The 16,152-nt window shown below is 72.1% G+C and carries 11 protein-coding genes; 10 read left to right on the forward strand and 1 reads right to left on the reverse strand.

Annotated elements, in window-relative coordinates; all coding sequences use genetic code 11:
* Positions 1-51: 51 nt before the first annotated feature.
* Positions 52-369 (reverse strand): WhiB family transcriptional regulator, encoded by a 318-nt coding sequence (locus BMY61_RS12450; RefSeq protein WP_042365498.1) that lies wholly within the window; start codon positions 367-369, stop codon positions 52-54.
* Between the two features lie 464 nt (positions 370-833).
* On the opposite strand from BMY61_RS12450, the gene BMY61_RS12455 reads away from it, so the two are divergent.
* The 10 genes from BMY61_RS12455 (at position 834) to BMY61_RS12500 (ending at position 16,143) form a co-directional block, all read left to right on the forward strand.
* Positions 834-1,445 carry a response regulator transcription factor gene (locus tag BMY61_RS12455; RefSeq protein ID WP_030251459.1) on the forward strand — a complete coding sequence of 204 codons (612 nt, stop codon included), beginning with the start codon at positions 834-836 and terminating at the stop codon, positions 1,443-1,445.
* A gap of 186 nt (positions 1,446-1,631) precedes the next feature.
* Positions 1,632-2,261 (forward strand): sigma-70 family RNA polymerase sigma factor, encoded by a 630-nt coding sequence (locus BMY61_RS12460; RefSeq protein ID WP_042451839.1) that lies wholly within the window; start codon positions 1,632-1,634, stop codon positions 2,259-2,261.
* Positions 2,262-2,499: 238 nt separating this feature from the next.
* Positions 2,500-4,002, forward strand: a complete 1,503-nt coding sequence (guaB, locus tag BMY61_RS12465) for an IMP dehydrogenase (protein WP_042451840.1) — start codon at positions 2,500-2,502, stop codon at positions 4,000-4,002.
* A gap of 229 nt (positions 4,003-4,231) precedes the next feature.
* Positions 4,232-5,344, forward strand: a complete 1,113-nt coding sequence (locus tag BMY61_RS12470) for a GuaB3 family IMP dehydrogenase-related protein (RefSeq protein ID WP_042451843.1) — start codon at positions 4,232-4,234, stop codon at positions 5,342-5,344.
* Between the two features lie 259 nt (positions 5,345-5,603).
* Complete coding sequence (locus BMY61_RS12475; protein ID WP_042451844.1) at positions 5,604-7,313, forward strand: glycerol-3-phosphate dehydrogenase/oxidase; 1,710 nt, start codon at positions 5,604-5,606, stop codon at positions 7,311-7,313.
* Positions 7,314-7,728: 415 nt separating this feature from the next.
* Positions 7,729-9,444 carry a serine/threonine-protein kinase gene (locus tag BMY61_RS12480; protein ID WP_042451846.1) on the forward strand — a complete coding sequence of 572 codons (1,716 nt, stop codon included), beginning with the start codon at positions 7,729-7,731 and terminating at the stop codon, positions 9,442-9,444.
* Positions 9,445-9,448: 4 nt separating this feature from the next.
* Positions 9,449-10,717, forward strand: coding sequence for a protein kinase family protein (locus BMY61_RS12485; protein ID WP_052438981.1), 1,269 nt, complete (start codon positions 9,449-9,451; stop codon positions 10,715-10,717).
* Positions 10,718-10,896: 179 nt separating this feature from the next.
* Complete coding sequence (locus tag BMY61_RS46080; RefSeq protein ID WP_236656205.1) at positions 10,897-12,921, forward strand: serine/threonine-protein kinase; 2,025 nt, start codon at positions 10,897-10,899, stop codon at positions 12,919-12,921.
* A gap of 71 nt (positions 12,922-12,992) precedes the next feature.
* Positions 12,993-14,393 (forward strand): dihydrolipoyl dehydrogenase family protein, encoded by a 1,401-nt coding sequence (locus BMY61_RS12495; RefSeq protein ID WP_042451848.1) that lies wholly within the window; start codon positions 12,993-12,995, stop codon positions 14,391-14,393.
* A gap of 127 nt (positions 14,394-14,520) precedes the next feature.
* Entirely contained in the window at positions 14,521-16,143 is a 1,623-nt protein-coding gene (locus tag BMY61_RS12500; RefSeq protein WP_042451851.1) for a succinic semialdehyde dehydrogenase, read from the forward strand.
* Positions 16,144-16,152 lie beyond the last annotated feature (9 nt).

Here is a 16,152-nt window from a genome sequence, read left to right on the forward strand (position 1 = left end):
AGCCGACAGGCCCTGGTGGAGCGGTGAAGAAACGTTCCGTCAGCTCTCGTTTCAGTCGACGGGCAGCAGCGAGAGCGGATCGAGGGTGCGGCGGCGGGCCCGCCCCAACAGCTCCTCGCGTTCGTCCTCGGTGAGGCCGCCCCAGACCCCGTAGGGCTCACGTACCGCCAGTGCGTGCGACGCGCACTCCGCGCGCACCGGGCACCGCATGCAGACCTCCTTGGCGGACTGTTCCCGCGAGGTCCGTGCGGCTCCACGCTCTCCTTCCGGATGGAAGAACAGAGAGCTGTCCACGCCGCGGCAAGCGGCGGAGAGCTGCCAGTCCCACAGGTCTGCGTTCGGGCCAGGAAGCCGTGAGTAGTCGGCCATGGTCGTTGATCCCTTGAGTGGTGCTAGCGATTCAGTACGAACTGATGGAAATATGACTCATGCAGATCTAACGGACAAGAGGCCATCAGCGTTGCATAACGTGCCGATAACCATCAAATCCCATGAAAACGGACTAATCCACCACGTGGCGGGGAAGCGTGTCCTGCATGCGGGTGCACTCGTTGGGCCTAACGGCAAGCCCGACGAGGCGCGCGGTCGTCGTACGAGCGGCGCATTTGCGCCGGTGTGCACCGCGAGGTGGATGATCCGTAGCGGGTCAAACACGTAGAGTGGTGGAGGCTGCGGCCAGACCGTAACTCATTCGGGTGACGGTCGTTGGGAGTGCGGAGGCGGCAAACGGCACGGGCGTCGGGGAAGACGCCGGTCCACCGGAGGCCGTGCCGGTGACGATTCGTACCAGCCAGGAGGCTCAAGGTGACGCTCATCAGCAACGGAGGCGGGTCATGACTTCCGTTCTCGTCTGTGACGATTCCCCGCTCGCCCGCGAGGCACTGCGTCGCGCCGTCGCGACGGTGCCCGGAGTCGATCGAGTGACCACGGCCACCAACGGCGAGGAGGTCCTCCGCCGTTGGGTGGCGGACCGCTCCGACCTGGTGCTGATGGACGTCCGTATGCCGGGTCTGGGCGGGGTGGAGACGGTCCGCCGTCTTCTCTCGGCCGACCCGGGTGCGCGCATCATCATGCTGACGGTCGCCGAGGACCTCGACGGCGTGGCGCTCGCGGTCGCCGCCGGCGCCCGTGGCTACCTGCACAAGGACGCCTCCCGCGCCGAGCTGCGGGCCACGGTCACCCAGGCGCTCGCCGACCCGACGTGGCGGCTCGCCCCGCGCCGGCTGCGCTGCGCCGAGATGGGTGCGGCCCCCACGCTGACGGCTCGTGAGATCCAGGTGCTGGAGGGCATGAGTCATGGCCGCAGCAACGCCGAGATCGGCCGTGAGCTGTTCCTCTCCGAGGACACCGTCAAGACGCACGCCCGTCGGCTCTTCAAGAAGCTCGGTGCGTCCGACCGTGCGCACGCCGTGGCACTGGGCTTCCGCTGGGGCCTGGTCCGCTGATCGCCTGACCGGCTTGTGGCCTGCCGGGTGGGAGGGGGCATGGCCCGTTTCCCACCCGAGGGCGCACCATGGATGGTGTGACGCGGAGTCCGGCAGGGCGGGGGTGGTGGCGTGGCGGATAACGTTCCGATGCACAAGTCAGGGTGCGGTGTCACGTTTTCGCCGGTGACCAGGCACCATGGACCAGTGCGTGACGACGAGGCGAGCCCCGGCCAGGGGTCCGGTATGCCCATCGGGCCGCTCCTCGAGCACGCCGTCGGCGGGGATCCGGACGCGGTCGACGCCCTGCTCTCGCAGGTCCACCCGCTGGTACTGCGCTACTGCCGGGCCAAGCTGGTCCGTCTTCCGGGCAACGCCCGGCACCACGTCGACGACGTGGCCCAGGAGGTCTGCCTCGCGGTCCTGTGCGCGCTGCCGCGCTACCGCGACGAGGGCCGCCCGTTCGAAGCCTTCGTCTACAGCATCGCCGCTCACAAGATCGCCGATCTGCAGCGCGCCGCGATGCGCGGCGGTCCCGCGCAGAGCGTCCCGCTGGGGGAGGAACTCCCCGACACGCCGGACGACGCCCTCGGTCCCGAGGAGCGCGCGCTGCTGAGCAGCGACGCCGCGTGGATGCGCGAGCTCCTGGCGCTGCTGCCCGAGCGGCAGCGCGAGCTGGTTCTGCTCCGCGTCGCCGCGGGTCTGACCGCGGAGGAGACGGGCGAGGTCCTCGGCATGACCCCCGGCGCGGTCCGCGTCGCCCAGCACCGTGCGCTGTCGCGTCTCCGCGCGCTGGCGGAGAACGGCCCCGAGGGCCCGGAGGGGCTCTCGGCCTAGCCGGCAGGGGTGCGCGAGGCTCCCGGGTGGCAACTGGAGGATCGTCCCAAGTTCGGGAATGTGACTGCTACCTCAGTTGTTGGAGATGCGCAAGGGTGCCTCGCGAGGCCCGGTAGAATTAGTCAACGGTGCCGAGCTGCTCACCCACGCGGCCCCCGCAAGGCGCCGTGCCGCGTCGGGCGGGTGCGGCCACCAGCTTCCCGCCCCAGGTCCGCGGATCCACTTCGGGAAGGGTGTCATGTCTTACAACGCAGCTGGAGTCCCCGAGAAGTTCGGCATGCTCGGGCTCACCTACGACGATGTGCTGCTGCTGCCGGGCCCCTCCGAGGTCCTGCCCAATGCGGTCAACACCTCCTCGCGTGTCTCGCGCAATGTGCGGGTGAACATCCCGCTGCTCTCCGCCGCCATGGACAAGGTCACCGAGGCCCGGATGGCGATCGCCATGGCCCGTCAGGGCGGCGCCGGCGTGCTGCACCGGAACCTCTCCATCGAGGACCAGGTGAACCAGGTCGACCTGGTCAAGCGCTCCGAGTCCGGCATGGTCACCGACCCGATCACGGTCTCCCCCGACGCCACGCTGGCCGAGGCGGACGCCCTGTGTGCCAAGTTCCGGATCTCCGGTGTCCCGGTCACCGACGGCGAGGGCCGCCTGCTCGGCATCGTCACCAACCGCGACATGGCCTTCGAGCCGGACCGCAGCCGCCAGGTCCGCGAGATCATGACCCCGATGCCGCTGATCACCGGCCAGGTGGGCATCTCCGGCGTCGACGCGATGGCCCTGCTGCGCCGTCACAAGATCGAGAAGCTGCCGCTCGTCGACGGCGACGGCAAGCTCAAGGGCCTGATCACGGTCAAGGACTTCGTCAAGGCCGAGCAGTACCCGAACGCCGCGAAGGACTCCGAGGGCCGCCTCATCGTCGGTGCCGCCGTGGGTGCCTCCGCCGAGGCCCTGGACCGCGCCATCGCGCTGGCCGAGGCGGGCGCGGACTTCATCGTCGTGGACACCTCCCACGGCCACAACCGCAACGCGCTGAACTGGATGTCCAAGATCAAGTCGGCGGTCAAGGCCGACGTGGTCGGCGGTAACGTCGCCACCCGGGACGGCGCCCAGGCGCTGATCGACGCGGGCGTCGACGGCATCAAGGTCGGTATCGGCCCGGGCTCCATCTGCACCACCCGCGTCGTCGCCGGTGTCGGTGTCCCGCAGGTCACCGCGATCTACGAGGCCGCCGTCGCGGCCAACGTGGCCGGCGTGCCGCTGATCGGTGACGGTGGCCTGCAGTACTCCGGCGACATCGGCAAGGCCCTGGCCGCCGGTGCCGACACCGTCATGCTGGGCAGCCTGCTGGCCGGCTGCGAGGAGTCGCCGGGTGAGCTGCTCTTCATCAACGGCAAGCAGTTCAAGTCCTACCGCGGCATGGGCTCGCTGGGCGCCATGCAGTCCCGCGGCCAGGCCAAGTCCTTCTCCAAGGACCGCTACTTCCAGGGCGACGTCACCTCCGACGAGAAGCTGATCGCCGAGGGCATCGAGGGCCAGGTCGCCTACCGCGGCCCGGTCGGCTCGGTCATCTACCAGCTGGTCGGCGGTCTGCGTCAGTCCATGGGCTACGTGGGCGCCGAGTCGGTCGACGCGATGAAGCGCGACGCGCGCTTCGTGCGGATCACCTCGGCCGGTCTGAAGGAGAGCCACCCGCACGACATCCAGATGACGGTCGAGGCGCCGAACTACTCCTCGAAGTAGCCGCCGCAGCAGCCGTCTGCTGGACCGGACGTCTCACGGAGCGGCCGCTCCGGTAGCCCGCGCTGAGGCGCAGCGTAGATTGAGGGCCCGCATCGCGAGGAACGAGCGATGCGGGCCCTCGGCCGTAGCGGAGCCGAAGCGGAGGGCGCATGCCGCGCGCGGCCCCTCCGGCGTTGTGCGAGATACTGGGCGCTGGCAGTCGCTGAGCACAACCGAGGGAGCAGTTCAGGTGACCGAGATCGAGATCGGGCGGGGCAAGCGGGGCCGGCGGGCGTACGCCTTCGACGACATCGCGGTCGTTCCGAGCCGCCGCACGCGGGACCCGAAGGAGGTCTCGATCGCGTGGCAGATCGACGCCTACCGCTTCGAGCTGCCGTTCCTGGCCGCCCCGATGGACTCGGTCGTCTCCCCGGAGCAGGCCATCGCGATCGGCCGCCTCGGCGGTCTCGGTGTGCTGAACCTCGAGGGCCTGTGGACCCGCTTCGAGGACCCGCGCCCGCTGCTGCAGGAGATCACCGAGATCAAGGACGAGGCCGTCGCGACGCGTCGCCTCCAGGAGATCTACCGCCAGCCGATCAAGGCCGAGCTGATCACCCAGCGCCTGAAGGAGATCCGGGAGTCCGGCGTCGTCACCGCCGCGGCCCTGTCGCCGCAGCGCACCGCCGAGTTCTCCAAGGTCGTCGTCGACGCCGGCGTCGACATCTTCGTGATCCGCGGCACGACCGTCTCCGCCGAGCACGTCTCCAGCGCCGCCGAGCCGCTCAACCTCAAGCAGTTCATCTACGAGCTCGACGTCCCGGTCATCGTCGGCGGCTGCGCCACCTACACCGCGGCCCTGCACCTGATGCGCACCGGCGCGGCCGGCGTCCTGGTCGGCTTCGGCGGCGGCGCCGCGCACACCACGCGCACCGTGCTGGGTATCCAGGTCCCGATGGCCACCGCCGTGGCCGATGTCGCGGCGGCGCGTCGCGACTACATGGACGAGTCCGGTGGCCGCTACGTCCACGTCATCGCCGACGGCGGCGTGGGCTTCTCCGGCGACCTGTCCAAGGCGATCGCCTGCGGCGCCGACGCCGTCATGATCGGCGCGGCGCTGGCGCGGGCCACCGACGCGCCCGGCCGCGGCTTCCACTGGGGCAGCGAGGCCGTCCACGAGGAGCTGCCGCGCGGCAAGCGTGTCGACCTCGGCACGGTCGGCACCACCGAGGAGATCCTCCTCGGCCCGTCGCACACCCCGGACGGCACCATGAACCTCTTCGGCGCGCTGCGCCGCGCGATGGCGACCACGGGCTACTCGGAGCTCAAGGAGTTCCAGCGGGTGGAAGTGACTGTCGCCCGATAGTTGCACCCAGCCCAGGGGCGCGAGGCTCTGCCGATTCGCGGCTCCGCCGCGCGGGCGCGAGCAACCACCCACCGCGGACGGCCCTGCTCGCTCGGCGAGTCACCACACAGAGTGGCTTGTCGCGCTCACGCGGCGGAGCCGCATGTCGGCAGAGCCTCGCGCCCCTGAAGGTTCCTGCAACTGACTCCGTGCCTTTAGCCGGATCCCGCCGCACTTTCCGTAGTGTTGATCGGAAGGCCGGGCCATCCGCGGAGGCGTCATGCGAAGCATCAAGCTGGGTCCCACCGAACGCGCGGCAGCGCTCGCGCGGCTCGCGGAGCGCGAACTCGACGTCCTCGTCGTCGGCGGGGGCGTGGTCGGCGCGGGGACCGCGCTGGACGCGGCGACACGCGGCCTGGCGACCGGTCTCGTCGAGGCCCGGGACTGGGCCGCCGGCACCTCCTCCCGGTCCAGCAAGCTGATCCACGGCGGGCTGCGCTACCTGGAGATGCTCGACTTCGCGCTCGTCAAGGAGGCCCTGCAGGAACGCGGTCTCCTGCTGGGGCGCCTGGCTCCGCACCTGGTCAAGCCGGTGCCGTTCCTCTACCCGCTGCAGGGGCGCGGCTGGGAGCGGCCGTACGTCGGCTCCGGCATCGCGCTGTACGACGCGATGTCCGTCTCCTCCGGTCACGGCCGCGGGCTGCCGCTCCACAAACACCTCAGCCGCCGCCAGGCCCTGCGGCAGGCGCCCTCGCTGCGCAAGGACGCACTGGTCGGCGCGGTGCAGTACTGGGACGCGCAGATGGACGACGCGCGTTTCGTGACCACCCTCGTCCGCACCGCCGCCTCCTACGGCGCGCACGTCGCGAACCGGGCCCGGGTCATCGGGTTCCTGCGCGAGGGCGAGCGCGTCGTCGGCGCGCGCGTCGACGATCTGGAGTCGGGCAGTCAGTTCGTCGTCCGGGCCCGCCAGATCGTCAACGCGACCGGCGTGTGGACGGACGAGACGCAGGCGATGGTCGGCGAGCGCGGGCAGTTCCACGTGCGCGCGTCCAAGGGCATCCACCTGGTCGTGCCGCGCGACCGGATCCACTCCTCGACCGGTCTGATCCTGCGGACCGAGAAGAGCGTGCTGTTCGTCATCCCCTGGGGTCGCCACTGGATCGTCGGCACGACCGACACCGAGTGGACCCTCGACAAGGACCACCCGGCCGCCAGCAGCGCGGACATCGCCTACCTGCTCGACCACGTCAACAGCGTGCTGGCGGTACCGCTGACCCGCGAGGACGTCGAGGGCGTCTACGCCGGCCTGCGCCCGCTGCTCGCAGGCGAGTCCGAGGCGACGTCCAAGCTCAGCCGCGAACACGTGGTGCAGCACGCCGCGCCGGGGCTGGTCGTGGTCGCGGGCGGCAAGTACACGACCTACCGGGTGATGGCCAAGGATGCCGTCGACGAGGTGGTGCACGGTCTCGACCAGCGCGTCGCGCCCTGCTGCACCGACACCGTCCCGCTGGCCGGCGCCGAGGGATACCGCGCGTTGTGGAACGCGCGCGGCGAGCTCGCCCGCCGCAGCGGCCTGCACGTCGCGCGCGTGGAGCACCTGCTGAACCGCTACGGGGCGCTGACGGAGGAGGTGCTCCAGCTCATCGCCGAGGAGCCCGGCCTGGCCGAGCCGCTGAGCGGCGCGGACGACTACCTGCGCGCCGAGGTCGTCTACGCGGCCCGCGCGGAGGGCGCCCGCCACCTCGACGACGTGCTGGCGCGCCGGACCCGCATCTCCATCGAGACCTTCGACCGCGGCACCGCGGTCATGGCGGAGGCGGCCGCCCTGATGGGCGCCGAACTGGGCTGGGACAAGGCCCAGATCGACAAGGAGGTCGAGCACTACCGGGTGCGCGTCGCCGCGGAGCGCGAGTCGCAGGAGCAGCCCGACGACCTGACCGCGGACGCGGCGCGTCTGGGGGCGCCGGACATCGTGCCGCTCAAGTAGCCGTGGCGCTCATGTGGCTGTGGTGCTTGAGTGGTCGCGCCGTTTGAGTGGCCGTGGCGCTCATGTGGCCGTGGCGTTTGAGAGATCGCGCCGCTCATGTGGCCGTGCCGCTCGTGTAGCTGTGCCGCTGGAGTGGCGGCGCCGCTCGTGTGGTCGTGCCGCTCACGTGGCTGCGCCGCTCATGTCGCCGTGCCGCTCGTGTAGCCGTACCGCCTGAGTGGCGGCGCCGCTCGAGCGGCGCGAGCAGGGCACCGCGGCGCGGGCAGGTTACCCGGGTTCGGTACCCTGCGCCCGCAGGCGAACCCCGCCTGCCTGATTGTGCGTCCTTCACGGCAGGATGGACCGCGACAGCGCCACGCGGCACGACCCTCCCCCAGCCTTCGGCCGGGGGCACCCCCTTGGAGGGACCTCGCGGATGAGCGACACGCACCCGGACAACACCGGCATGCTCCTCGCCTCGCGGTACCGCCTCGCGGCCGTGCTCGGCCAGGGCGGCATGGGCACGGTGTGGCGCGCCGTGGACGAGTTCCTCGGGCGCGACGTCGCCGTCAAGGAGCTGCGGTTCGCGGCGGGCGTGGACGACGACGAGCAGCACCGGCTCGTGGCACGGACGCTGACGGAGGCCAAGGCCATCGCGCGGATCCGGCACAACGGTGCCGTCACCGTCTACGACGTGGTCGAGGAGGACGGCCGGCCCTGGATCGTCATGGAGCTGGTCGAGTCCCGCTCGCTCAGCGAGGTCATCCGCACGGACGGCGTGCTCCCGCCGCAGCGGGCCGCCGAGGTGGCGCTGGAGCTGCTCGGGGTGCTGGCCGAGGCGCACCGCGTCGGCATCCTGCACCGGGACGTGAAGCCGTCGAACGTGCTGATCGGGTACGACGGCCGGGTCGTGCTGACGGACTTCGGCATCGCCCGGGTCGAGGGGGACCCGTCGGTCACCTCGACGGGCATGCTGGTCGGTGCGCCTTCGTACATCTCACCGGAGCGGGCCCGCGGCCACGTGCCGGGCCCGCCGGCGGACATGTGGTCGCTCGGGGCGACGCTGTACGCGATGGTCGAGGGCGTGCCTCCCTACGACAAGGGATCGGCCCTGTCGACGCTGACGGCCGTCATCACCGAGCCGGTGCCGACACTGAGCGGTGACAAGCTGCTGCAGCCGGTCGTCGCCGGGCTGTTGCACAAGGACCCGGCCCAGCGGCTCGACGCCTCGACCACGCGCCGGATGCTGGGCGGCGTCATCGGCGAGTACGAGCGCCGTGCGCGCGCCACGGCCCACCTGGGGAGCGTGGCGGAGGCTCCGACGCAGTCCGTCCCGGCGCCGGACCCCACCCGGGTCCAGCCGTTGCCGACCGTGCCGTCCGTGCCGACCCGTCCGACGGCGCCGATGGACTCGGCCGCGCCGACGGTCACTCACCAGTACGACCACACCGCGACGGAGGGGCGTTCCGGGCACGCCGGGCGGTCGGGGCGGCCCGCGTCGTCGGGAAGGTCGCGGCGTCCGCTGTTCGTCGCCGCGATCGTCGTCGCGGCCGTGCTGCTGGTCACCGCCGCCGTGGCCGCGCTGCACCACGACAGTGGCACCGGCAGTGGCAGTGCCGCCGGCAGTGGCGGCGGCGCGTCGAGCCAGGACGGCGCCTCCTCGTCGCCGCGCGCCGGCACGGACGCCCCGAGCACGGACCGGAACCCCGCCGCCGGCTTCCACACCGTGACCGGTCCGGGCGGTTCGACCATCGCGATCCCGATCGGCTGGCGGGAGACCGCGCGCACCGCCACCCGGGTCAGCTGGACCGGCGCGGCCGGGACGCTGGTCGTCGACTTCACCCCGCACCCGGCCAAGTCCGGTGCGCTCAAGGCCTGGCAGAACGAGGAGCCGCGGGTCGCCGCCGGTCTGACCGACTACCACCTGGTCCGGCTCGGGGCGGTCCCGTACCGGGGGTGGGACGCCGCCGACTGGGAGTGGACCTTCCGCGCGGGCCTGGTCCAGCGGCACTCGCTGAACCGCGGCTTCGTGGTGGACGCGTCCCACGGCTACGCGATCTACTGGACGGCATCCGAGGCGGCCTGGCAGGGCGCCCGCAACGCCACCCTGATCGACGACTTCTTCAAGAGCTTCCAGCCGGCGGGGGGCTGAACCGATGGCCAAGGCCTCCGGTGGCCGTCTTCTCGCCGAGCGCTACCAGCTGACCGAGCGACGGCGCGGGGGCGCGGTCGAGGCGCGTGACCTGCGCAGTGGCGCGCCGGTGCTGCTGGAGGCGGTGCCGCTGCCGGAGTTGGTGACGCCCTTCGACCAGGACGGTCCGGGCGGTCACGGCCTTCCCGGCGGTCCCGGCGGTTTCGAGGGTGCGGGCGACGGCGTGGTCGACGACGGCGGCGACGCGCGCTCGACCGCGCTGCGGCACGCCGCGACCGCGGCCCGCGCCGTGCCCGACCACCCGCGGCTGAGCCAGGTGTTCCAGGTCTTCGCCGAGGACGGCTACCTGTGGGTGGCGGGGGAGTGGGTGGCCGGTGCGCCGCTCGCCCAGGTGCTGGAACGGGCCCCGCTGTCGCCCTACCGTGCCGCCGAACTGGCCTACGACGTCAGCGCGGGTCTGGAGGTGATCCACCGGGCGGGGCTGGTCCACGGCAATCTGACCCCGGCCACGGTCACCGTCTGCGAGGACGGTGCCGCGCTGCTCGGTGGTCTCGCGGCCGCCGCCGCGCAGGAGGCCCTGTGCGGGGGGCCGGGCGCGGTCGAGGCAGGTGCCTCGGTGCCGACGTCGCTCTGGAGCCCGGCACGGGTGCGGGCCAGGGACGCACGGGCCGTCATCGTCGGTGCGGTGCCGGAACGGTGGGCGCCGGAGCAGCTGGGCATCGTCGGTTCCGCCGGGCTGCCGGTCGGCCCGGCCGTGGACACCTGGGCGTTGGGTGTCCTGCTCTACCGCTCGGTCACCGGCGTGCCGCCGTATCCCGAGGGCGGGGTCGAGGAGCTGTTCGCGGCGGTCCGGGCCGGATTCCGGCCGGACACCCGGCCCGCCGGACCGCTGCGCCCGCTGCTGGACCGGCTGCTCGACCAGGACCCCGCACGCCGTCCCGGCCTCGCCCAGGTGCGGGCCGCGTTGCGCCAGTTGCTGCTGCGTGCGCCCGAGCCGCTGGACCGCGAGGCGCAGCTGGCCGCGCTGCCGCCGGGGGCGGGTCGCGGTGGTGCTGTCGAGCTGCCGACCGGGACGCGTCTGCCCGCGCCGAGACCCGGCGGCTTGCCGGCGCAGCGGTCGCGCGCTTCGAGCGAGATGGTCGACCGGAGACCGGAACGGCACCACCATGCGGCGCCCCGGCGCCGTGGCGCGCTGCTGGGTCCGGTCCTCGTGGGTGCGATTATCCTTGTGGTCCTGGTCACGCTGGCGCTGGCCGCCAACCTGAAGGGCTGAGCGCGCGTAGACCCCGGTCCGGGCGGGGAACGGGACCTTCGCTGCCGAAGCGTCACATCCCGGTCTCAAGGCCGTGCCCGGGACGCTGAGGTGTTCGACGGTAGGGATAGGGTGCGCGTACCGCGGTTCCTGCCGCGGAACGGGAAGCAACGGCAGGATCCGCGACTAGGGGGCAGACGGTGGGTACGGAGGCGGGCCGCGTGCTCGCGGGTAGATACCTGCTGGGCCCGCGCCTGGGGCGCGGCGGCATGGGCACGGTGTGGCGTGCGACGGACCAGATGCTCGACCGCGAGGTCGCGGTCAAGGAGCTCTCCGTCGGACACCTGGCCGAGGAGGATCTGCAGATCGTCCAGTCCCGGATGAAGCAGGAGGCCCGCGCCGCGGCGCGGATCAAGCACCCGGGTGTCATCACCATCCACGACGTCGTCGAGCAGGACGGCAAGCCGTGGATCGTGATGGAGCTGATCGACGGCCGTTCGCTGTCCGAGCTCGTGGAGCAGGAGGGTGTGATCGATCCGCGCGAGGCCGCGCGGATCGGTGCCCAGGTGCTCGCCGCGCTGGAGCGCGCCCACCTGGCCGGCGTGATCCACCGTGACGTCAAGCCCGCCAACGTGCTGTTGGAGCGCGGCACCGGCCGGGTGGTGCTGACCGACTTCGGGATCGCCACCTTCGTCGGCGACTCGGCGCTCACCCGCACCGGCGACCTGGTCGGCTCGCCCGACTACCTGGCGCCCGAGCGCGTCCACGGCGGCCGCCCCGGTCCGGAGTCGGACCTGTGGGCGCTCGGCGCGACGCTGTACGCGGCGGTGGAGGGCCAGTCCCCGTTCCGTCGCGAGTCGCCGCTGACCACGCTGGCGGCCGTCGTCACCGACCCGCTGCCCGAGCCGCGCAACGCCGGCCCGCTGGCGCCGGTACTGCAGGCGTTGATGGCCAAGGAGCCGCAGCAGCGTCCTCCGGCGACGGACGTGCGCCGCATGCTGGAGAACATCGCGGCCGGCCACACCACCAACATCACCCTGGAGTCCCTGGGCGCGAGCCCGCTGCGGACCCCGACCCAGGCCGTTCCGGCCGTCGACCGCCTCGGCGCCGCAGGCAGGGAGACCGACGCGGGCTTCCCCGGCTACACCCCGACCACCCTCGGCACGGCGGTCAACGGCGCGTCGGGCGGCACCGCGGGCGGCACCGCGGGCGGCGGCGCGACGGGCGGCGGTACGGCCGTCGGTGGAGGGGCACTGGGCGGCGGCGCGACGGCGCCCACGGCCCGGGTGCCCGCGCAGAACGCGCCGCACGTCCCGGCCTCCGCCTCCGGCGCGCCCCGTCTGCTCGGCGGGCCGCTCTTCGCGGACGAGGCCGGGTACACCGGCACGCAGGACAACGGATACGGCCGCACGGCGCACGACAACGCCGGGCAGGGTACGTACGCCGGGCAGGGGTCGTACGCCGGCCAGGCTACGCACGGCGGCCAGGATTCGTACGGCGGCCAGGGTACGTACGGCGGCCAGGATTCGTACGGCGGCCAGGGTACGTACGGCGGGCAGGGCGACGGTCTCGCGCAGGGGCCCGCCTCCGCTCGTCCGCGACGTGGGCGGCGCTGGGCCTGGCTGCTGGTGGCCGCGCTGATCGCCGGCGGCGCCGGTGCGGGCGGCACGTACTGGTACAACCACCGGCACAAGTCCGCGAGCCCCTCCGCGACGGACAAGCCGACCTCCGGCGCGTCCGCCACCCCGTCGGACCAGCCGGTCCAGGTCCCGCCGGGCTACCAGCTCACGCACGACCCGTACGGCTTCAGCTTCGGCCTGCCCGTGAGCACCGACCAGCCGTGGGTGCGCACCGCCCCCAAGGGCCCGCTTGCGATCACCTACAGCCCGGGCAACGACCTCTACGAGATCATCTTCGGGTACACCTACGCCAACTCCCGTTCCGCCGTGGAACAGGCGAAGTGGCTGATGTCGCAGCTCCAGGCGAACGACAAGAGCTACAAGCTGTTGCACTACAACACCAACAACTTCAAGAACTCGGTCGGCGCGCAGATCGAGTTCCTCTTCACCACCAAGGCCACCGGGCAGAAGATGCACGGCATCGAGCAGTTCTACAAGGCGCCCAACGGCAACGAGTACGACACCTTCGTGGCCTACCCGGTCGACGACTGGACCACCGGCTACCAGCGCTTCGAGGAGATTCTGCAGACCTTCACCGTGCCATAGGCCGCCGCGCCCGGTACCGTGGTGTGAACCGAGCCGTCCCCCGAAGTTCACCTGTTGACCGGGAGGCCGTCATGCCTGCAACGGTGCGAGAGACCCCGGATGCGGTCGTCATCGGAATGGGCCCGGGAGGCGAGGATCTGGCCGGAAGGCTGGCCGACGCCGGCCTGGACGTCGTCGGGGTCGATGAACGGCTGGTCGGTGGTGAGTGCCCGTACTGGGGCTGCATCCCGTCGAAGATCATGGTGCGTTCGGCCGACCTCGTCGGCGAGGCGCGACGCATCCCCGGCATGGCCGGCATCGCACGGGTGCACCCCGAGTTCCGGCCCGTCGCCCGCCGGGTGCGGCAGGCCACCGACGACTGGAACGACAAGGTCGCCGTCGACCGGTTCACCGGACGCGGCGGCCGCTTCCTGCGTGGCACCGCCCGACTGACCGCCCCCGGTGAGGTCACCGTGCTCGGCGCGGACGAGCGCGAGACCGTACTGAGGCCACGTCAGGCCATCGTGCTGGCAACGGGTTCCGAGCCGGCGGCGCCCCCCGTGCCGGGTCTGGCCGCGACGCCCTACTGGACCAACCGCGAGCTGATCGAGGCCGAGGAGCTGCCCGAGTCGCTGCTGATCATCGGCGGCGGGGCGATCGGACTGGAGCTCGGGCAGGCCTGGCAGCGGCTCGGCTGCGCGGTCACGGTGGTCGAGGCGGGACCGCAGCTGCTGGGCCGCGAGGAGCCGGAGTCCGGCGACCTGCTGACGCAGGTGTTGAGCGCCGACGGCGTGTCCGTGCACACCGGCGTCGAGGTGCAGGGCGTGGAGTACCGCGACGGACGGTTCCAGCTGCTCTGCAAGCGGGGCGAGCGGTTCTCCGCGGACCGGCTGCTCGTCGCGACGGGCCGCAGGATCGCGCTGGACCGGATCGGCGGCGGCGTGCTCGGCCTCGGTTCGGAGGCGCGGGCAGTCCCGGTCGACGAGCGACTGCGCGTGGTCGGCACACAGGGCAGCTGGCCGGTCGGGATCTGGGCGATCGGCGACGTGACCGGCAAGGGCGCGTTCACCCACATGGCCATGTACCAGGCGGACGTCGCGGTGCGTGCGATCCTCGGCCAGGGCGGTGCCCCCGCCCGCTATCACGCGGTGCCGCGGGTGACCTTCACGGATCCCGAGATCGGCGCGGTGGGCCTGACCGAGGCGCAGGCCCGAGCGGAGGGACGCCGGGTCCGCACGGCCCAGACGGAGCTGTCCGCGAGCAGTCGCGGCTACATCCACGGGTCGAACGGCAATGCGGGCTTCGTGAAGCTCGTCGCCGACGGCGACACCCTTGTCGGCGCCACCTCGGCCGGCCCCAGCGGGGGCGAGGTGCTGGGCCTGCTCTCCCTCGCCGTCTCGGCGCGGATCCCGATCGCCGAGCTGGCCGCCACGATCTGGGCCTACCCGACCTTCCACCGCGCGGTCGGCACTGCCGTCGCCGAACTGGCGTGAGCGCCCGGGTCGGAACGACCACGGTGGTTTCACGTGCCACTCGACCGCGCACCAACCGTTCGTAACCGGAGCGCATTCTGTTACTGGTGGGTATCGCAACGGCCCGAAACCGCCTACGCTGCCTGGCATGACTGACATCAGCACCGGCAGCAGCACTGCCGTCCAAGGCAACCCCGTGGCCACCCCCGGCGCGCGGAGCGTCGCCGACGCCGTGCCGCCGCAGCTGGTCGCGCGGCTCGTCAGCGCCGTCGTGACCGGCTCCGAGCCGACGCTGGCGACCAGTCGCTGCCCGTTCACGGGCGACGTGCTGGCGCAGATCCCCGAGTCCTCCCCGGCCGACGTCGCCACCGCGTTCGTCCGGGCCCGCGCCGCCCAGCGCGACTGGGTCAAGCGGCCGGTGCGCGAGCGCGCCGCTGTCCTGCTGCGCTTCCACGACCTGATCCTCAAGCACAAGGACGAGCTGCTCGACCTGGTCCAGGCCGAGACCGGCAAGACCCGCGCCCACGCCTTCGAGGAGGTGCTGGCCTCCGCGATCGAGGCCCGTCACTACGGGCGCGCCGGCGCCGGCTACCTCAAGCCGCGCCGCCGCGGCGGGGTCTTCCCGGTGCTCACCCAGGTCCTGGAGCTGCGCCAGCCCAAGGGCGTCATCGGCCAGATCTCGCCCTGGAACTACCCGCTCGCGCTGTTCACCGGCGACGCGGTCCCCGCGTTCGTCGCGGGCAACGCCGTCGTCACCAAGCCCGACTCGCAGACCGCGCTCACCGCGCTGCGCGCCCGCGAGCTGATGGTCGAGGCGGGCCTGCCGGCCGAGCTGTGGCAGATCGTGATCGGCGACGGCCCGGTGGTCGGCCCCGAGGTCGTCGCCCACGCCGACTACGTCTCCTTCACCGGCTCCACGCGCACCGGCCGCGACGTCGCCCAGCGCGCCGCCGCCCGCCTGATCGGCGCCTCGATGGAGCTCGGCGGCAAGAACGCCATGCTGGTGCTTGCCGACGCCGACCTGGAGAAGGCCGCCGAGGGCGCCGTCCGCGCCTGCTTCTCCTCCGCCGGCCAGCTCTGCATCTCCATCGAGCGGCTCTACGTCGCCTCCTCGATCGCGGACGCCTTCCTGGAGAAGTTCGTCGCCCGCGCCAAGGCCCTCAAGCTCGGCAACAGCCTCTCCTGGGGTGCCGACATGGGCTCGCTGGTCTCCCAGCGCCAGTTCGACACCGTCACCCGCCACGTCGAGGACGCCGTCAAGAACGGCGCCACCGTCCTGGCCGGTGGCAAGCCGCGTACCGACGTCGGTCCGCTCTTCTTCGAGCCGACCATCCTCGACGGCGTCACCACCGAGAGCGCCGTGTGCACCGAGGAGACCTTCGGTCCCGTCGTCTCGATCTACCGCTTCGACGACGAGGAGGAGGCCATCGCCCAGGCCAACGGCACCTCCTACGGCCTCAACTCCAGTGTCTGGAGCAAGAACCTGCGCCACGCCAAGTCCGTCGCGGCCCGGCTGCACAGCGGCACCGTCAACGTCAACGAGGGCTACGCACCCGCGTACGCGAGCGTCGCCGCGCCGATGGGCGGCATGGGCGACTCCGGCATCGGCCGCCGCCACGGCTCGGAGGGCATCCTCAAGTACACCGAGGTGCAGACCGTCGCCGTGCAGCGGCTCATCCAGATGACGCCGTCGTTCGGACTCGACGACGAGGGCTACGCCAAGCTGCTGGGCAAGTCCCTCGGGATGCTCAAGGCCCTGCGCTTCAAGTAGCCGCTCACG

The sequence above is a fragment of the Streptacidiphilus jiangxiensis genome (assembly GCF_900109465.1).
In the GTDB taxonomy this organism is placed as follows: Bacteria; Actinomycetota; Actinomycetes; order Streptomycetales; family Streptomycetaceae; genus Streptacidiphilus; species Streptacidiphilus jiangxiensis.